20 protein-coding genes are annotated in these 17783 nt (G+C 55.6%); 8 read left to right on the plus strand and 12 right to left on the minus strand.

What is annotated here, in order from left to right; translation table 11 throughout:
- Positions 1-12: 12 nt before the first annotated feature.
- On the minus strand, positions 13-504 hold the full coding sequence (locus V6940_RS05730; RefSeq protein WP_220439711.1) for a YajQ family cyclic di-GMP-binding protein: 492 nt from the start codon (positions 502-504) through the stop codon (positions 13-15).
- Positions 505-663: 159 nt separating this feature from the next.
- On the opposite strand from V6940_RS05730, the gene panE reads away from it, so the two are divergent.
- Both panE and yajL read left to right on the plus strand, forming a co-directional pair.
- Entirely contained in the window at positions 664-1575 is a 912-nt protein-coding gene (gene panE, locus V6940_RS05735; RefSeq protein ID WP_333495163.1) for a 2-dehydropantoate 2-reductase, read from the plus strand.
- Entirely contained in the window at positions 1538-2131 is a 594-nt protein-coding gene (yajL, locus tag V6940_RS05740; RefSeq protein ID WP_333495164.1) for a protein deglycase YajL, read from the plus strand. Before panE ends, yajL begins: the two co-directional genes overlap by 38 nt.
- A gap of 73 nt (positions 2132-2204) precedes the next feature.
- Here the strand turns inward: yajL and thiI are convergent, their stop codons facing one another.
- On the minus strand, positions 2205-3653 hold the full coding sequence (thiI, locus tag V6940_RS05745) for a tRNA uracil 4-sulfurtransferase ThiI (protein ID WP_333495165.1): 1449 nt from the start codon (positions 3651-3653) through the stop codon (positions 2205-2207).
- Positions 3654-3853: 200 nt separating this feature from the next.
- Here thiI and xseB point away from each other — a divergent pair, with 200 nt between their 5' ends.
- The 4 genes from xseB to V6940_RS05765 all read left to right on the plus strand — a co-directional run bounded on the left by xseB (position 3854) and on the right by V6940_RS05765 (position 7915).
- Complete coding sequence (gene xseB / locus V6940_RS05750) at positions 3854-4096, plus strand: exodeoxyribonuclease VII small subunit (protein ID WP_035894270.1); 243 nt, start codon at positions 3854-3856, stop codon at positions 4094-4096.
- Complete coding sequence (ispA, locus tag V6940_RS05755) at positions 4097-4996, plus strand: (2E,6E)-farnesyl diphosphate synthase (RefSeq protein WP_333010121.1); 900 nt, start codon at positions 4097-4099, stop codon at positions 4994-4996.
- A gap of 18 nt (positions 4997-5014) precedes the next feature.
- On the plus strand, positions 5015-6877 hold the full coding sequence (gene dxs, locus V6940_RS05760) for a 1-deoxy-D-xylulose-5-phosphate synthase (RefSeq protein WP_333495166.1): 1863 nt from the start codon (positions 5015-5017) through the stop codon (positions 6875-6877).
- A gap of 63 nt (positions 6878-6940) precedes the next feature.
- Positions 6941-7915, plus strand: a complete 975-nt coding sequence (locus tag V6940_RS05765; RefSeq protein WP_333495167.1) for an aldo/keto reductase — start codon at positions 6941-6943, stop codon at positions 7913-7915.
- A 147-nt stretch (positions 7916-8062) separates the two neighbouring features.
- On the opposite strand, the gene pgpA is transcribed toward V6940_RS05765, so the two are convergent.
- The 6 genes from pgpA to nrdR form a co-directional block, all read right to left on the minus strand.
- Complete coding sequence (gene pgpA / locus V6940_RS05770) at positions 8063-8560, minus strand: phosphatidylglycerophosphatase A (RefSeq protein ID WP_333495323.1); 498 nt, start codon at positions 8558-8560, stop codon at positions 8063-8065.
- A complete protein-coding gene (gene thiL / locus V6940_RS05775) occupies positions 8547-9518 on the minus strand; it encodes a thiamine-phosphate kinase (protein ID WP_333495168.1) in 972 nt (323 codons plus the stop codon). Before thiL ends, pgpA begins: the two co-directional genes overlap by 14 nt.
- A 76-nt stretch (positions 9519-9594) precedes the next feature.
- Positions 9595-10014, minus strand: coding sequence for a transcription antitermination factor NusB (nusB, locus tag V6940_RS05780; protein ID WP_185667171.1), 420 nt, complete (start codon positions 10012-10014; stop codon positions 9595-9597).
- 19 nt (positions 10015-10033) lie between these two features.
- Entirely contained in the window at positions 10034-10504 is a 471-nt protein-coding gene (gene ribH, locus V6940_RS05785) for a 6,7-dimethyl-8-ribityllumazine synthase (RefSeq protein WP_001021161.1), read from the minus strand.
- Positions 10505-10589: 85 nt separating this feature from the next.
- Entirely contained in the window at positions 10590-11693 is a 1104-nt protein-coding gene (gene ribD, locus V6940_RS05790; RefSeq protein WP_333495169.1) for a bifunctional diaminohydroxyphosphoribosylaminopyrimidine deaminase/5-amino-6-(5-phosphoribosylamino)uracil reductase RibD, read from the minus strand.
- A gap of 3 nt (positions 11694-11696) precedes the next feature.
- Positions 11697-12146, minus strand: coding sequence for a transcriptional regulator NrdR (gene nrdR / locus V6940_RS05795; RefSeq protein ID WP_052283888.1), 450 nt, complete (start codon positions 12144-12146; stop codon positions 11697-11699).
- A gap of 151 nt (positions 12147-12297) precedes the next feature.
- On the opposite strand from nrdR, the gene V6940_RS05800 reads away from it, so the two are divergent.
- Both V6940_RS05800 and V6940_RS05805 read left to right on the plus strand, forming a co-directional pair.
- Complete coding sequence (locus V6940_RS05800) at positions 12298-12840, plus strand: DUF3251 domain-containing protein (protein ID WP_333495170.1); 543 nt, start codon at positions 12298-12300, stop codon at positions 12838-12840.
- Between the two features lie 300 nt (positions 12841-13140).
- Positions 13141-14004 (plus strand): nucleoside-specific channel-forming protein Tsx, encoded by an 864-nt coding sequence (locus V6940_RS05805; protein WP_333495171.1) that lies wholly within the window; start codon positions 13141-13143, stop codon positions 14002-14004.
- Positions 14005-14093: 89 nt separating this feature from the next.
- Here V6940_RS05805 and V6940_RS05810 read toward each other — a convergent pair whose 3' ends face one another.
- The 4 genes from V6940_RS05810 to secD form a co-directional block, all read right to left on the minus strand.
- Entirely contained in the window at positions 14094-14201 is a 108-nt protein-coding gene (locus tag V6940_RS05810) for a type I toxin-antitoxin system toxin Ldr family protein (RefSeq protein WP_333495172.1), read from the minus strand.
- A 288-nt stretch (positions 14202-14489) separates the two neighbouring features.
- Complete coding sequence (gene yajD / locus V6940_RS05815; RefSeq protein WP_333495173.1) at positions 14490-14837, minus strand: HNH nuclease YajD; 348 nt, start codon at positions 14835-14837, stop codon at positions 14490-14492.
- A 116-nt stretch (positions 14838-14953) separates the two neighbouring features.
- Positions 14954-15925: a protein translocase subunit SecF gene (secF, locus tag V6940_RS05820; RefSeq protein WP_185667175.1), complete on the minus strand. Its 972-nt coding sequence runs from the start codon at positions 15923-15925 to the stop codon at positions 14954-14956.
- A gap of 10 nt (positions 15926-15935) precedes the next feature.
- Positions 15936-17783, minus strand: coding sequence for a protein translocase subunit SecD (secD, locus tag V6940_RS05825; RefSeq protein ID WP_333495174.1), 1848 nt, complete (start codon positions 17781-17783; stop codon positions 15936-15938).

Here is a 17783-nt window from a genome sequence, read left to right on the forward strand (position 1 = left end):
GCACTTTCACGGTTAGTCGCGGAAGTTTTTAAACTGGAACGGCTGACCGAGGTCGCCGCCGCGCACCAGCGCCATCGCGGCCTGCAGATCGTCGCGGGATTTCCCGGTTACACGAATCTCTTCGCCCTGAATCTGCGCCTGCACCTTCAGCTTGTTGTCTTTGATAAGCTTAACGATTTTCTTCTGAATCGCGCTTTCAATACCCTGCTTCAACTTCGCTTCCACAAACCAGGTTTTCCCGCTGTGGACGAACTCTTCCGGTACATCAAGAGATGTGCCTTCAATGCCGCGCTTGAGCAGCTTGGCGCGCAGGATATCCAGTAGCTGGTTCACCTGGAAATCGGACTCGCTCAGTACCTTAATGGTCTTATTCGCTTCGTTAAGCTCAATTTTCGCTTCTACGCCGCGAAAATCGAAACGAGATTCAACTTCACGGGCTGCGTTATCCACGCCGTTGCGCGCTTCCTGAAGATCGACTTCAGAGACAATATCGAAAGATGGCATCTTTTCCCCTCCCTTAGTTTCTTTTGCGTTGCATAATACCTGCAACACGGCATAACTCAACTTGTTATCCCCGGAAGCTTAGTTGATAACGCTATACTCATTCGAGTGCTCGCGTGAAGTATGACATACCAGCAGCATCTGGTGTGGTAAGGAGGATGTTTGAAAATTACCGTTTTGGGATGTGGTGCGCTAGGCCAACTCTGGATGACGGCGCTCCATAAAAAAGGATTTGAAGTACAAGGATGGCTACGCGTACCTCAGCCCTACTGTAGCGTCAACGTGATGGAATTGGACGGTAGCGTATTCAACCACTCATTTATCGCCAACGATCCCGACTTCCTGGCGCAGAGCGATCTGCTGCTGGTGACCCTCAAAGCCTGGCAGGTCTCAGACGCGGTCAGAAGCCTGGCGGCGACGCTTCCAGCAGCTACGCCCATTTTGCTGATTCATAACGGTATGGGGACGCTACAGGAGCTTAACGGCCTGCGTCAGCCTATTCTACTGGGGGCAACCACTCAAGCCGCGCGTCGCGATGGCAATATCATTATTCATGTCGCCAACGGCACCACCCACATCGGCCCGGCCAAACGCTACGATGACGACTACAGCCTGCTTGCGGAAACCCTCCAGGAGGTGTTGCCGGACGTTGCCTGGCACGACAATATTCACTCTGCCATGTGGCGTAAGCTCGCCGTAAACTGCGTCATTAATCCGATGACGGCGCTGATGAACTGCCCTAACGGCGAACTTCGTCATCATCAGGATCAGGTGGCGCGTATATGCGATGAAGTGGCAATGACCATGACGCGGGAAGGATTTCATACCTCTCCGGAAAGTCTGTTATTTTATGTTAACCAGGTGATTGACCTGACGGCGGAGAACATTTCCTCCATGCTGCAGGACATCCGCGCACTTCGACATACGGAAATCGACTATATCACCGGTTTCCTGCTCAAACGCGCACGGGCGCACGGCATTCCAGTGCCGGAAAATACCCGCCTGTATGAACAGGTTAAACGTAAGGAGAGTGAATATGAGCGCGTCGGCACTGATTTGCCTCGCTCCTGGTAGTGAAGAGATGGAAGCCGTCACCACTATCGATCTGTTAGTGCGTGGCGGCATCAGCGTCACCACCGCCAGCGTCGCCAGTGATGGTAACCTGACCATTACCTGCTCCCGCAGCGTTAAGCTGCTGGCCGATGCCCCGCTGGTCGAAGTGGCAGACGGCGATTTCGATATCATCATCCTGCCGGGCGGTATTAAAGGCGCGGAGTGCTTCCGCGACAGCCCGCTGCTGGTAGAAACGGTGAGACAGTTTCACAACTCCGGGCGGATTGTCGCTGCTATCTGCGCGGCAGCAGCCACCGTGCTGGTGCCCCATGAGCTCTTCCCTATCGGCAATATGACCGGTTTTCCGGCGCTGAAAGATCAAATTCCTGAAGGCCAGTGGCAGGATAAGCGTGTGGTCTGGGACCCGCGCGTCAATCTGCTGACCAGCCAGGGGCCGGGCACGTCGATTGATTTCGGGCTGAAGATTATCGACCTGCTGGTCGGGCGTGAAAAAGCGTATGAGATTGCATCGCAATTGGTGATGGCGGCGGGGATTTATAACTTTTACGAAGAGTAGGTGCAAAACCCGGCGTCACTTTGCTCGGCCGGGCTACCTGATATAAAAAAACCGGCCAGGCCGGTTTTTTTAGTTATGGGCGGTAAACCTTAACGTTGGTAAAGCCCTGCTCACGCAGATAAAGCGCCTGCAGGCGGCTCATCACGCCGCGCTCGCACCACAGCAGGTAGGTTTTGCTCTGGTCGAGGTCGCCAAACTGAGTGCTCAGCTTGTAGAATGGCAGAGAAGCGATTTCCACGCCTTCCAGCTTCAGTGGTTTATCGTCCTGCTCATCAATGGAGCGGATATCCAGAATCACGTCGTTCTCGCTAAAGCCGCTGACGGTTTCAACTTCCACCACATCTTGCTGGGTCTGCTGCGCGATTTCGCGGATGTCGACGTTATTCGCTTCGGCAAGCACTTTATCCAGAATCGCAAAATCGAAGTTCGCTTCTTCCGCTTCGATTTTCGCCTTCACCGCTTTGATGGTTGGGCTCTTCGAAATCACACCGCAGTATTCCGGCATGGTGCGAGCAAAGTCTTCAGTGCCAATTTCACGCGCCAGGTTGATGATGTGCTCTTTGTCGTGAGAAATCAGCGGACGCAGGATCAGAGTGTCAGAGACGTTATCAATAAGACGCAGGTTGGTCAGCGTCTGGCTGGACACCTGGCCCAGCGCTTCACCGGTGACCAGCGCCTGTACGCCGTAGCGCTCAGCCACTTGCGATGCCGCACGGACCATCATGCGCTTCAGCACGACGCCCATCTGGCCGTCTTCCACTTTCTCAAGAATTTCACCCACCACCGGCTCGAAGTTGATCGCCACGAAACGCACGCGGTGTGAGCTACCGAAACGGTTCCACAGGTAATGCGCGACCTGACGAACGCCGATTTCATGGGCAGCACCGCCGAGGTTGAAGAAGCAGTAGTGCACGCGGCAGCCGCGACGCATCAGCATATAGCTGGACACGCCGGAGTCAAAACCGCCGGAGATCAGCGACAGCACGTCTTCCTGAGTACCAATCGGGAAGCCGCCAATGCCTTCGTAGCGCCCTTTCACCAGCAGCAGACGGTCGTTCTCGATTTCGAGATTAACGGTCACGTCTGGGTTAGTCAGCTTCACGCGCGCCGTCTCGATGTGCTGATTCAGGCCGCCGCCAACGTAACGCTCCACTTCAATTGACGTGAATTCGTGCTTACCACGACGCTTAACGCGTACGCAGAACGATTTACCTTCCAGCGCTTCACGCCACAGCGGCAGCGTCTGCTCAAAAATATTGTGCAGCGAGGTAAACGGAACGTCTTCGACTTCCAGAATATGGTGGATACCAGGAATACGGGTCAGCGCGTCGCGAAGCACCAGACGTTTGTCTTCATCTTTAGAACGCACCTCGATGTGGTCCCAATGGCGAACGACGGCAAGCGTTTCATCGTAGTTTTTAAGAACGTTACGAATGTTCCCGGTTAAAATTTTAATAAAGCGCAAACGCACAGTTTGGCTTTTGATGGTGATTTCCGGGAACAATTTAATGATAAACTTCATGGCGGCAATGGTTCGTTGGCAAGCCCGACGGGGCTTTAGGCAAAAAGATGTATCGCAGCGTACCGTTTCATAGCGAGGGCACCTGCGTCCAGGACGCGGAGTATACCATCATCCCGCTTACCATTGCGTGTTATTTGCTTCACACCCAGACTCCGTTACCATAGACGCAGTCGCGACATAACAAGAGCCAAACATTCACTATGCCAAAGAAAAACGAAGCCCCGGCCAGTTTCGAGACCGCTTTAACCGAGCTGGAGCAAATTGTTAACCGTCTGGAAAGCGGCTCCCTTCCTCTGGAAGAAGCGCTGAATGAATTCGAACGTGGCGTGCAGCTGGCACGTCAGGGGCAGACGAAGCTGCAGCAAGCGGAACAACGCGTGCAGATCCTGCTGGCCGATAACGAAGATTCCCCACTAGAGCCTTTCACGCCGGACGCTGAATAAATGGATTTCTCGCAACAGCTGAATGCCTGCGTTGAGCAGGCAAACGACGCGCTGCGCCGTTTTATTGCGCCACTGCCGTTTCAGAACACTCCACTGGTTGATGCCATGCAGTATGGCGCACTATTAGGCGGTAAACGCCTGCGCCCATTCCTGGTGTACGCCACCGGGCAGATGTTCGGCGTTAGCCTCGCTACGCTGGATGCGCCAGCAGCGGCGGTCGAGTGCATTCACGCCTATTCGTTGATGCATGACGATCTCCCGGCGATGGACGATGACGACCTGCGTCGTGGTCAGCCGACCTGCCACATTAAATTTGGTGAGGCGAGTGCCATTCTGGCTGGGGATGCGCTGCAAACGCTGGCGTTTTCTATACTGAGTGATGCGCCGATGAGTGAGGTCTCCGATCGCGATCGTCTGGCAATGCTCTCCGAGCTGGCAACCGCCAGCGGTGTGGCGGGCATGTGCGGGGGGCAAGCGCTGGATCTGGAAGCCGAAGGCCAACAGGTTAATCTGGAAATGCTGGAGCGCATTCACCGCCATAAGACCGGTGCGCTGATCCGTGCCGCCGTACGCCTGGGCGCACTCAGCGCGGGCGAACAGGGCCGCAGGGCGCTGCCGTTGCTGGATAAGTATGCCGAAAGCATCGGGCTGGCGTTCCAGGTTCAGGATGACATTCTGGATGTGGTGGGCGATACTGCGACCCTCGGAAAGCGCCAGGGTGCCGACCAGCAGCTCGGCAAGAGCACCTATCCTGCACTACTGGGCCTTGAGCAAGCCCGGACTAAAGCCAGTGACCTTATTGCCGATGCCCGTCAGTCTCTTACCGAGCTGGCCGCACAATCACTGGATACCACAGCACTGGAAGCGCTAGCGAACTACATCATCCTGCGCGACAAATAAACCATAAATGAGTCTCAGATGAGTTTTGATATTGCCAAATACCCGACCCTGGCGCTGGTCGATTCCACTCAGGAATTGCGCCTGCTGCCAAAAGAGAGCCTGCCGAAGCTGTGTGACGAGCTGCGTCGTTACCTGCTCGACAGCGTGAGCCGTTCCAGCGGACACTTCGCCTCCGGGCTTGGCACGGTGGAGCTCACCGTGGCGCTGCACTACGTCTATAACACGCCGTTCGACCAGCTTATCTGGGACGTCGGCCACCAGGCCTATCCGCACAAAATTCTGACTGGCCGTCGCGACAAAATTGACACCATTCGCCAGAAAGGTGGCCTGCACCCGTTCCCGTGGCGCGGCGAGAGCGAGTACGACGTGCTGAGCGTCGGTCACTCCTCAACCTCGATTTCCGCCGGTATTGGTATTGCGGTTGCGGCGGGCAAAGAGAACAAACAGCGTCGCACCGTCTGCGTGATTGGCGATGGCGCGATTACCGCCGGTATGGCGTTTGAAGCGATGAACCACGCGGGCGATATCAAACCCGATATGCTGGTCGTGCTGAACGACAACGAGATGTCTATCTCTGAGAACGTCGGCGCGCTGAACAACCATCTGGCGCAGCTGCTTTCCGGCAAGCTCTACTCTTCCCTGCGTGAAGGCGGGAAGAAAGTCTTCTCCGGCGTACCGCCGATTAAAGAGCTGCTCAAGCGCACCGAAGAACATATCAAAGGCATGGTAGTGCCGGGCACGCTGTTTGAAGAGCTGGGCTTCAACTACATCGGGCCGGTTGACGGCCATGACGTACTGGGGCTGGTGAATACGCTCAAGAACATGCGCGATCTGAAAGGCCCGCAGTTCCTGCATATCATGACTAAAAAAGGCCGTGGCTATGAGCCGGCCGAAAAAGACCCAATTACCTTCCACGCGGTGCCGAAGTTCGACCACACCAGCGGTAAGCTGCCGAAAAGCAGCGGCGGCCTGCCGTCGTTCTCGAAAATTTTCGGCGACTGGCTGTGCGAAACCGCGGCGAAAGACAGCAAGCTGATGGCGGTGACGCCAGCGATGCGCGAAGGCTCCGGCATGGTGGAGTTCTCGAAAAAATACCCTGACCAGTATTTCGATGTGGCGATTGCCGAACAGCACGCGGTGACCTTCGCCGCGGGCCTGGCAATTGGGGGCTACAAACCGGTCGTGGCTATCTACTCCACCTTCCTGCAACGCGCCTACGATCAGGTGATCCACGATGTGGCTATCCAGAAGCTGCCGGTGCTGTTCGCTATCGATCGCGCGGGCATTGTTGGCGCCGACGGGCAGACGCACCAGGGGGCGTTTGATATCTCCTATCTGCGCTGCATTCCGGATTTCGTCATCATGACGCCAAGCGATGAAAACGAATGTCGCCAGATGCTCTACACCGGCTATCACTACAGCGACGGTCCAAGCGCGGTACGCTACCCGCGTGGTTGCGGTACCGGTGCTGAACTTCATCCGTTGGAAAAACTGCCGCTCGGCAAAGGCGTAGTGAAACGCGAAGGCGAGAAGCTGGCGATCCTTAACTTCGGTACCCTGTTGGCTGAAGCGGAAATCGTCGCGGAGAAACTCAACGCCACGCTGGTTGATATGCGCTTTGTGAAACCGCTGGATGAAAGTCTGATCCTCGAGATGGCCGCACGCCACGACTCGCTGGTAACGCTGGAAGAGAACGCCATCATCGGCGGCGCGGGTAGCGGCGTCAACGACGTGCTAATGGCAAATCGTAAACCCGTGCCGGTGCTCAATATTGGTCTGCCTGACTTCTTTATCCCGCAGGGCACGCAGGAAGAGGCGCGCGCCGACCTCGGCCTGGATGCCGCCGGTATCGAAGCGAAGATCGCGGGCTGGCTAGCATAATCCTCCCCATCGCTCCTGCTATGCTTAAAGGTAAACCGCTTACCCGCTAGCAGGAGCTGATTCATGCAATACGATACGTTAGGACACACCGGCCTTCGGGTCTCTCGTCTTTGCCTTGGCTGTATGACCTTCGGCGAACCGGATCGGGGTAAACACGCCTGGACGCTTCCGGAAGACAGCAGCCGCCCCATCATCCAGCGTGCCATCGAAGGCGGCATCAACTTTTTCGACACCGCAAATAGCTATTCTGACGGCAGCAGCGAAGAGATTGTCGGCCGTGCGCTGCGCGATTTCGCTCGCCGTGATGAGGTGGTGGTCGCCACCAAGGTTTATCATCAGGTGGGTGACCTGGAAGAAGGTCTGTCCCGTGCGCAAATTCTCCGCTCCATCGACGACAGCTTAAAGCGCCTCGGGATGGACTACGTCGATTTGCTACAGATTCACCGCTGGGACTACCGCACGCCCATTGAGGAGACGCTGGAGGCGCTGGATGAGGTGGTGAAGTCCGGTAAGGCACGCTTTATTGGCGCATCATCAATGCACGCTCGTCAGTTTGCCCATGCGCTGGCGCTGCAAAAAACCAACGGCTGGACGCCGTTCGTCACCATGCAGGATCACTACAATCTGATCTATCGGGAAGAGGAGCGCGATATGCTGCCGCTCTGCTCTCAGGAAGGGGTAGCGGTAATTCCGTGGAGCCCGCTGGCGCGTGGTCGCCTGACGCGCCCGTGGGGCGAGACGACAGCAAGGCTGGTCTCCGACGAGTTCGGGCAAACGCTGTATAGCTCAACCGAAGAGAACGATGAGCAGATTGCCGGGGAACTGGAGCGGGTCGCGCAGGAAGTTGAAGCCAGCCGAGCGCAGACGGCGTTGGCATGGCTGCTGAGTAAGCCGGGGGTGGCGGCACCGATTATTGGAGCATCCCGCGAAGATCAGTTAGATGAGCTGTTGAGTGCGGTGGATATTACGCTGACGCCGGAGCAGATTGCATCGATGGAAGCGCCGTATCAGCCGCATCCCGTGGTTGGGTTTAAGTAACGCGCCCGGATGTCCCCTCACCCTAACCCTCTCCCCAAAGGGGCGAGGGAACCGTTTGGTGCGGTTTTCTCCCTCTCCACCAAAAGGCGGCGAGGCGGTTTTCTCCCTCTCCCTTCCAGGGAGAGGGTCGGGGTGAGGGTTAACGCATCACAGAATGTAATGCCCTACCACAAACAGTATCGCCGCCGAAATCACCCCAGCGATGATATCGTCGACCATAATCCCCATTCCACCATGGACGTTTCGGTCGAACCAGCGAATAGGCCAGGGCTTCCACATATCAAAAATACGAAACACCACAAAGCCCGCCAATACCCACTGCCAACTGATGACCGGAATCGCCATCAGCGTAATCCACATGCCGATAAACTCATCCCAGACGATGCTACCATGGTCGTGGGTACCCATATCGCGCGCCGTGCGGCGGCAGATATAAACGCCGATACAAATACCGAACATCACCACCAGCGAATAGAGCTGTAACGGCAGGAACGTCAGCACGTACCAGAAGGGAATGGCGGCAATCGAACCAGCCGTGCCCGGCATTACCGGGCTCAGACCGCTGCCAAACCCCGTTGCCAGCAGGTGCCAGGGGTTGCGTAAATTCAGACGACGTTTTGCTTCATCATGCTTAGCCAAAATGATCGTATCCCTTCCAGTCGAGCTGCACCGCTTTACCGTCCTGGGTGAAATGCAGTCCTTCCACATCGGCGCTGATTTGCCCAATGCAGGTAAACGGTGTGCCCAGTTGACTCAGCGCCACTTCCAACGCGCCGCGGTTCAGTTCCGGAACGGTAAAGCAGAGCTCATAGTCTTCACCACCGGAAAGCGCCCAGCGGCACGCCTGCTCCGGCGGTACATGGCGACGCAGCGCATCCGAGTACGGCAGCAAATCGAGGTCAACGCGGGCCCCGACGCCGCTGGCGTTAAGAATATGCCCCAGATCGGAAATCAGACCATCGGAGAGATCGATAGCCGAGTTTGCCAGGTCACGCAGCGCCTGCCCCTGCAGGATACGCGGCGTCGGGCGCAGATGGCGCTGACGCAGATAGGCTGCATCTTCAGGGTTATCAATCGTCAGCTGGTTCAGAATCAACGCCAGACCCGCCGCGCTGTCACCGGGTGTGCCGGTCACGTAGATCCAATCACCCGGTTTTGCGCCCGAGCGTTTCAGCGCGCGGCCCACCGGCACGTAGCCGTGAATACCCAGCGTCATCGACAGCGGCCCTTTGGTGGTGTCGCCGCCGATTAACTGCATATCGTAATAGCTTAACAGCTCAAACAGCCTGTCACTAAACGCCGCCAACCAGGCTTCATCCACCGCAGGCAGCGTCAGCGCAAGCGTCAGCCAGGCCGGGTCAGCACCCATTGCGGCTAAATCGCTCAGGTTTACCGCCAGTGCTTTGTGGGCCAGGTCAGCCGGGTCGATATCAGGAAGGAAATGGTTGCCCACCACCAGCGTGTCGGTGCTGATAGCCAGGGTCTGTTTTTCGGGAATATTGAGTAACGCGCAGTCGTCGCCGATTCCGGTTTCTACATCAAGACGGGCGTTTCGAACTCGGTCAAAATAACGGGCAATCAGGGAGAATTCGCCGCATGCCATACGTTATGCCTCAGCAGAAGGATAAAACAAGGCCGGGATTTGCCAGAAAGAGATTCGGCAAAACCCGGCCTGGAGATTACTTTTTGTGGGGACGAATAGCAGGAGCGGCTTTATCCAGCACGCCGTTGACAAACTTGTGGCTGTCTTCAGCGCCAAAGGTTTTCGCCAGTTCGATAGCTTCGTTAATAGCCACTTTGTATGGCACATCATCACGCTTCGACAGCTCGAACAGCGCGATGCGCAGTACGGCTTTCTCTACCTGGCCCAGCTCTTCGAGCATACGGGACAGGTATGGCTTCATCAATCCGTCGAGGTACGCGCTGTTAGTCGCCACCCCGGACAGCAGTTCACGGAAGTACACGACGTCGACATCTTTAACGTCTTGTTCCGCCAGGAACTGGTATTCAACATCGGAGATGTCGTTCTGGGACAACTGCCAGGAGTAGAGCGCCTGGACGGCACACTCACGGGCGCGGCGACGAGCAGCAGGTTTCACGGATTTCCCCTTACAAAAATCAGGCCTTGATGGCTTTCAATACATTAATCATTTCAAGCGCGGTCAGTGCAGCTTCTGCACCTTTGTTACCGGCTTTTGTGCCAGCGCGTTCGATGGCTTGTTCAATACTTTCGGTGGTCAGAACACCAAAGGCTACCGGGATTTCGCTGTCCTGAGCGACGTGCGCCAGGCCATTGCTTGCCCCGCCAGCAACATATTCGAAGTGCGCAGTACCGCCACGGATAACTGTACCCAGCGCGATCACCGCATCGTATTTACCGGTTTTAGCCAGTGCGCCAGCCGCCAGAGGCAGTTCATAAGCACCTGGAACCCAAACAACGGTGATGTTTTCATCTTTAACCTGACCAATGCGCTTCAGGGCGTCGATAGCACCTTCCAGCAGGCTGTCATTGATAAAGTTGTTGAAACGCGCGATGGTGATGGCGACGCGAGCGTCCGGGGTAGCAACGTTAGCTTCAATAATGTTCATACTCTTCCTTTGGGTTCATTTGCCCCGCAGGGGGGCGGATTTTATCATAATATTCTGGGCGCTGCTTCCTCTAATTCGGAAAGCCTCACGCAGTGGTTAAATGCAGGCACACATCCGGGCCCACCTGGCGTATCTCGTTGAATTTGAAATGGGGGGCGTCGGCCAGTTTCTCAAGGCCTGGCAGCACACATAATCCCCGAGCATCACTTCCTAACAGTTTAGGCGCGATATAGACGATAAGCTCGTCGACCAGCCCCGCCTGAATCAGCGCGCCAGCAAGCGTTGGCCCCGCCTCCACCCAGATGCTATTAATCTGCTGTTTGCCCAGTTGCATCATCAGCAGCACTAGATCGAGGTGACCGTTGTGCTCCGGTATTTTCAGTGTCTGTACGCCTTCCGGCCACACGCGGGTATCATCCCCGGTGCGCGCAAACAGCGTTTCACCTGGCTGCTGCACGATACGGTGCTCCGGCGTGACGCGGTTGCCGCTATCGATAACGATGCGCAGCGGCTGACGCAGACTGTCCTGCGGGTAGAGTGCCTGCGTTTCGGCATTGAGCTCGTCCCAACGCACGGTCAGTGCCGGGTCATCCGCCAGCACCGTGGCGCTGCTGGTTAAAATCGCGTGGCTTTCTGCACGCAGGCGCTGCACGTCGCGCCGCGACTGCGGCGAGGTAATCCATTGGCTTTCACCGCTGGCCATCGCCGTACGGCCATCAAGGGATGCGCCAAGCTTCAGTTGGATGTATGGAAAACCGGTACGCATCCGCTTGAGGAAGCCTTTGTTCAACGCTTCGGCTTCGCTCATCATCAGACCGTGACTGACTTCAATACCGGCCTGCTGCAGGCGGTACAGCCCACGCCCCGCGACCTGAGGGTTTGGATCCTGCATGGCGGCGACAACGCGGGAAACGCCCGCGGCAATCAGCGCGTCACAGCAAGGCGGCGTGCGGCCATGGTGACTGCACGGTTCGAGCGTCACATAGGCGGTAGCGCCTTTGGCTTTATCACCCGCCATGCGCAGCGCGTGCACTTCCGCATGCGGTTCACCGGCGCGGTAGTGGAAACCTTCGCCAACAATTTCGCCCTGATTGACAATCACGCAGCCCACGCGCGGGTTGGGATGAGTGGTAAAGCGACCGCGTTGCGCCAGCTTTAGCGCGCGCGCCATGTACATTTCATCGTGCATAGCTTAGTCCTGTAAGCGGGCGATCTCTTCGCCAAATTCTTTAATATCTTCGAAGCTGCGGTAAACCGACGCAAAGCGGATATAGGCCACTTTATCGAGCTTTTTCAGCTGTTCCATGACCAGGTTACCCAACAGCTTGCTCGGCACTTCGCGTTCACCGGTCGCACGCAGGTGCGATTTGATATGATTAATCGCCATTTCCACATCATCGGAGCTGACCGGACGTTTTTCCAGCGCACGCAGCATGCCGCTACGCAGCTTATCTTCATTAAACGGTTCACGCACGTCGTTGCTTTTCACCACGCGCGGCATCACCAGTTCTGCCACTTCAAAGGTGGTAAAGCGCTCGTTGCACACCAGACATTGCCGGCGGCGGCGAACGGAAGAACCTTCTCCCACGAGACGGGAGTCAATGACTTTAGTATCTACGGCGAAACAGAATGGGCAGTGCATACGACGTCCTGACGATGAGGTGATGGGAATCTATTTTACCCTGAACTGGGAATACAACAAAGGCGCAGCGCTTTTTGAGACAAAGGATCGATGTCAGATGCCGTATTGCGCGCTACCATTGCGTTATCCCGAAGAGAAGGAAACAGACAGCATGACAAGACGTTACCTAAGAATCGCCCTGCTGGGAAGCCTCGTCAGCCTGAGCGCCTGCGCGCAGCAGTCTGAAGTCAAGCAGATGCACCAAAGCATCAGCGCGCTCAGCACCGAGATGACGCAGCTGAATAAAGAGACGGTAAAAATCACCCAGCAAAATGCGCTGAATGCGAAATCAACGCGCGGTGTCTACCTGCTGCCTGGCGCTAACACCCCTGCCCGTCTGAACAGCCAGGTGGGGACCCTGCGCATGTCATTGCGCAATATCGCCGCTAATGCTCAGGGCACGGCGGTCACGCTGCGCATTCAAGGGGAATCGAACGAGGCGCTCCCGGCCTTCACCGGCACCGTAGAATGGGGGCAGATTCAGGGCACAACCGAGCAGTATCAAGAGGTCAACGTGCAGAATCAGCTCTTCTCCGCGCCAGCAAGCGTGCTGGCACCGAGCGACGTCGATATCCCGCTACAGCTTAACGGCGTTACCCCCGATAAGCTCGGCTTTGTCCGTATTCACGACGTGCAGCCTGCCAACGCACAGTAGCCGTTCTACAGGGGGAAGTTGTAACACTACTTCCCCCTGAATTCGCCTTCTCTGCCCCCCGCCTGAAACACATTTCTCGTATGTAAACATTTGCAATAATTCACCCCATCAGTACAATCGCGGCGTCTAAACTACGCAAACGTGAACGCAATCGATTACGCGTTTGAAAAATGTGTGAACTATGACTGATTTTCGTGAGCAAGGATTCATATAATAGGCTCGCAGAAACACGAAACATTTAGAAAAACTTCGGTGATAAAAATCACTCTCTTTCGATTTTTTTTTATTAGTGGCACAAATATGAAAAAAACATTATTAGCAGCCGGTGCTGCACTGGCGCTCTCCGCATCTTTCACTGCTAACGCAGCAGGTGACTCTCAACCTCAGTATGTCTCCGACTGGTGGCATCAGAGCGTAAACGTGGTGGGTAGCTATCACACCCGCTTCTCGCCAAAGCTGAACAACGACGTATACCTGGAATATGAAGCGTTTGCCAAAAAAGACTGGCTCGACTTCTACGGCTACATCGATATTCCTAAGACCTTTGACTGGGGTAACGGCAACGATAAAGGCGTATGGTCTGACGGCTCCCCAATGTTCATGGAGATCGAACCGCGCTTCTCTATCGACAAGCTGACCGGTGCTGACCTGAGCTTTGGTCCGTTCAAAGAGTGGTACATCGCGAACAACTATATCTACGATATGGGTGACAACAAAGCCAGCCGCCAGAGCACCTGGTATATGGGTCTGGGTACCGATATCGACACCGGCCTGCCGATGGGCCTGTCCCTGAACGTGTATGCCAAATACCAGTGGCAGAACTACGGTGCCGCGAATGAAAACGAGTGGGATGGTTACCGCTTCAAAGTGAAATACTTTGTGCCAATCAGCGATCTGTGGGGCGGCAAGCTGAGCTACATCGGCTTCACTAACTTCGACTGGGGTTCCGATCTCGGCGACGAACCGAACCGTACCAGCAACTCCATCGCGTCCAGCCACATCCTGGCGCTGAACTACGATCACTGGCACTACTCCGTAGTTGCCCGTTACTTCCATAACGGCGGCCAGTGGCAGGGTGGCAATACCCTGAACTGGGGCGAAGGTGATTTCAGCGCGAAATCAACCGGTTGGGGTGGTTACTTTGTTGTAGGTTACAACTTCTAAGTTCGACACCGCAAAAAAGGCCAGAGGTTTCCCTCTGGCCTGTTTCGGGCGCATGCTGCCACGCGAGCGGCAGGTTCGCCCACCTCGCCTTACCTCTGACTATGCCACCAGCCTGAAAACAGACCTGTCGCAATACCGACCAGCGTAGGTGCGGCCAGATCGTGCCAGACAATAATGCAAATTTCCGTGAGCGTCATACAGCCGCCTTGGTTGCAATGGCAACGGTTCGCGGCTATCCTCAACTTGTCTGGAGTCAAGTTAGCCCCCGTTATGTTGCCGGTGAATACCGAACAATGTGCGGGGGTTTTCTCTTTCCAGCGACAAGGCCACCGGGGATCAAGCCCCCGCAACACTGCGCCTCACCGGGAGACCCGGCTTGCCGCTGATTCTACTCTGCTCATCGGCATCGACGTGCCCTAAAAACGAAAAAATCCCGACCTTGCGATCGGGATTCCAGTAACCATGTACGTGTTACAGCACGTCGGCTATTTCTTTTTGTTCAGCATCGCTTTCAGGTCTGCGAACGGGTTGTAGGTCGCCTCGCCCACATCTTTCTGCGCATCTTCCCCGGCGATAACCGTGGAACCGTACTGGTCAGCCTCGGTGTATTTCGAGTGTTCGTGATCGTGACAGAACAGGCACAGAAGTTCCCAGTTGCTGCCATCTTCCGGGTTATTAGTGTGGTCGTGGTCCATATGGTGAACCGTCAGCTCACGCAGATTGGAGTAGACGAACTCGCGCGAACAGCGCCCGCAGACCCACGGGAACAGTTTCAGCGCTTTTTCACGGTAGCCGCTTTCCAGCCGCACGTAGTTTTTTGGGATGATGGCCATAATGACTCGATATGTCGTGTTCAATGTAAGGGAATACGCACAGTCTAAATGGGCAATAAAAAAGCCGCAACACCCTACGGCGTTGCGGCTTTTATTCGTGCCCTAAGTGCGACAGATTACGGCAGAATTGACGGCTGATCCGCCCCTTCTTTCTCGACTTTCTGCTGCAGCATATGTTCACGCTTCATACCCAGCTTCAGCGCCAGCGCCGAGGCTACGTAGATAGACGATGCGGTACCGATGGAGACACCGATAAGCATAGTCAGTGAGAAGCCTTCCAGTACCGGACCACCGAAGAGGTACAGCATCAGAATAACCACTAACGTGGTACCGGACGTAATCAACGTACGGTGCAGCGTCTGGGTCAGCGACACGTTAAAGATTTCGTACGGCGTACCGCGACGAATCTTGCGGAAGTTTTCACGAATACGGTCAGATACCACGATACTGTCGTTCAGCGAGTAACCGATAACTGACATCAACGATGCCACGATAGTCAGGTCAATCTCGATATGGAACAACGACAGGATCCCGAGCGTAATGATAACGTCGTGCGCCAGCGCGATAACTACACCTGCCGCCAGTCGCCACTCAAAGCGGAAACCGACGTACACCAGGATAGAGATCAGCGCGACGATCAGCGCCATGGCACCGGTTTGCGCCAGATCGGCACCCACGCTTGGCCCAACGAATTCGATACGCTTCACGGCAGCATTCTGACTGGTGGATTCGTTAATCACACTCAGCACTTTGCTACCCAGCACCTGGCCACCATCCGCACCTTTGGTTGGTGGCATACGTACCATGATGTCATGGCTGCTGCCGAAGTTCTGCAGAAGCGGATCAACGAAGCCCGCTTTCTCCAGCGCATCGCGCATCAGGTCCATGTCCGCCGGTTTTTCCAGCGTAATTTCAATCACCGTACCACCGGTGAAATCGAGACCCCAGTTAAACCCGCGTACGCCCATCACCACGATGGCCGCAATCAGCAGGAAACCTGAGATGCCGAAAGCCCAGTAGTCCCAGCGCATAAAGTCATAGACTTTACGGCCGTGGTTTAATTGTTCAACACTATATTCCTGTGCCACATCGCACTCCTCAGATTGACAGCTTTTTGACGCGCTTGCCGCCATACAACAGGTTTACGATGGCACGCGTACCGACAATCGCGGTAAACATCGACGTTGCCACACCGATACCGGTAGTAATCGCGAACCCTTTAATTGCCCCGGTGCCGACTGCATACAGGATCAGGACTTTAATCAGCGTCGTAATGTTCGCATCGAAGATGGAACTGAACGCACCGGCATAGCCCTCGTTGATTGCCTGTTGTACCGAACGTCCGTTACTCAGCTCTTCTTTGATACGTTCGTTGATCAGTACGTTAGCATCGACCGCGACCGCAAGGGTTAACACAATCCCCGCGATACCCGGCATACTCAACGTCGCACCCGGCAGCAGTGACATGATACCGACGATCAGTACCAGGTTAGCCAGCAGCGCACTTGTCGCGATCAGACCGAACTTCTTATAGAAGAAGAGCATGAACAGGATAGAGACCACCAGGCCGGCCAGACACGCTTCCAGACCTTGCTTGATGTTCTGCATACCCAGAGTTGGGCCGATAGTACGTTCTTCAACAATCTGAATTGGCGCAATCAGCGCACCGGCACGCAGCAGCAGGGAGAGCTGACGCGCTTCGTTCGGGTTGCTGATACCGGTAATACGGAAGCTGTTGCCCAGGCGAGACTGGATGTTGGCGATGTTAATCACCTCTTCCTGTTTCACCAGAATGGCGCGACCGTTAGCATCTTTCTTACCGCTGTCTTTGTACTCCACGAACAGAGTCGCCATCGGCTTACCGATGTTGTCCTTGGTGAAGTTAGACATGATGTTACCACCCGCGCTATCGAGCGAGATGTTAACCTGCGGCTGGTTGTACTCATCCTGGCTTGAAGTGGAGTCGGTGATATGATCACCGGTCAGAATCACACGCTTGTACAGCACAACCGGCTGGCCTTCACGAGTGTCTTTCACTTCAGAGTCGCCCGGCACACGGCCAGATGCAGCAGCAGCCTGGTCAACGTTGGTGTTTACCAGACGGAATTCCAGGGTTGCAGTCGCCCCCAGAATCTCTTTCGCACGCGCGGTGTCCTGAATACCAGGCAGCTCGACCACAATGCGGTCAGCACCCTGGCGCTGAACCACTGGCTCAGCAACGCCCAGCTGGTTAACACGGTTACGCAGAATGTTGATGTTCTGCTGAACCGCATATTCGCGGGCTTCACTCAGGCGAGCATCGGTCATCACCGCACGCAGTGCGGTGCTACCCTGGCTGGAAATCACCAGATCCTGATGGCGTTTGCTCAGATAAGAGACGGCTTCATCACGCGCATTGCTATCACGGAAAGTGATGCTCAGACCGTAGTTATCTTCTTTGCGAACGGTAGTATAAGGAATGCCTTTTTCACGCAGGTCACTGCGCAGGCTATCGATATTTTGCTCCTGGAGTTTGCCCAGCGCAGTGTCCATATCCACTTCCATCAGGAAGTGCACACCACCGCGCAGGTCAAGACCGAGCTTCATTGGCTCTGCGTTAATCGCAGCGAGCCAGCGCGGTGTTGCCGGAGCAAGGTTAAGCGCCACGACGTATTTGTCACCCAGCACGTTTACCAACGCTTCACGCGCACGCAGCTGGATGTCGGTGGTGTCGAAGCGCGCAAGAATAGCGCCCTCTTCCAGTGCCACAGACTTAGCGGTAATTTTTTCTTCTTGTAACGTTTTCTGGACCTGGATCAGCGTTTGCTCACTGGCGGCGACGCCGCGCACGCCAGTGATTTGAACGGCCGGATCCTCACCATACAGGTTGGGAAGCGCATACAGCAGACCGACGACAATAACGACGATCAGCATGACATACTTCCACAAAGGATAACGGTTTAACAC

The organism is Kluyvera sp. CHPC 1.251, from assembly GCF_036759945.1.
Taxonomy (GTDB): Bacteria; Pseudomonadota; Gammaproteobacteria; order Enterobacterales; family Enterobacteriaceae; genus Kluyvera; species Kluyvera sichuanensis.

Coding starts and splice junctions, on each gene's coding strand:
- V6940_RS05730 (WP_220439711.1), bottom strand. CDS start 504: ATGCCATCTTTCGATATTGTCTCTGAAGTCGATCTTCAGGAAGCGCGC.
- yajL (WP_333495164.1), top strand. CDS start 1,538: ATGAGCGCGTCGGCACTGATTTGCCTCGCTCCTGGTAGTGAAGAGATG.
- thiI (WP_333495165.1), bottom strand. CDS start 3,653: ATGAAGTTTATCATTAAATTGTTCCCGGAAATCACCATCAAAAGCCAA.
- xseB (WP_035894270.1), top strand. CDS start 3,854: ATGCCAAAGAAAAACGAAGCCCCGGCCAGTTTCGAGACCGCTTTAACC.
- ispA (WP_333010121.1), top strand. CDS start 4,097: ATGGATTTCTCGCAACAGCTGAATGCCTGCGTTGAGCAGGCAAACGAC.
- dxs (WP_333495166.1), top strand. CDS start 5,015: ATGAGTTTTGATATTGCCAAATACCCGACCCTGGCGCTGGTCGATTCC.
- V6940_RS05765 (WP_333495167.1), top strand. CDS start 6,941: ATGCAATACGATACGTTAGGACACACCGGCCTTCGGGTCTCTCGTCTT.
- thiL (WP_333495168.1), bottom strand. CDS start 9,518: ATGGCATGCGGCGAATTCTCCCTGATTGCCCGTTATTTTGACCGAGTT.
- ribH (WP_001021161.1), bottom strand. CDS start 10,504: ATGAACATTATTGAAGCTAACGTTGCTACCCCGGACGCTCGCGTCGCC.
- ribD (WP_333495169.1), bottom strand. CDS start 11,693: ATGCACGATGAAATGTACATGGCGCGCGCGCTAAAGCTGGCGCAACGC.
- nrdR (WP_052283888.1), bottom strand. CDS start 12,146: ATGCACTGCCCATTCTGTTTCGCCGTAGATACTAAAGTCATTGACTCC.
- V6940_RS05800 (WP_333495170.1), top strand. CDS start 12,298: ATGACAAGACGTTACCTAAGAATCGCCCTGCTGGGAAGCCTCGTCAGC.
- V6940_RS05805 (WP_333495171.1), top strand. CDS start 13,141: ATGAAAAAAACATTATTAGCAGCCGGTGCTGCACTGGCGCTCTCCGCA.
- V6940_RS05810 (WP_333495172.1), bottom strand. CDS start 14,201: ATGACGCTCACGGAAATTTGCATTATTGTCTGGCACGATCTGGCCGCA.
- yajD (WP_333495173.1), bottom strand. CDS start 14,837: ATGGCCATCATCCCAAAAAACTACGTGCGGCTGGAAAGCGGCTACCGT.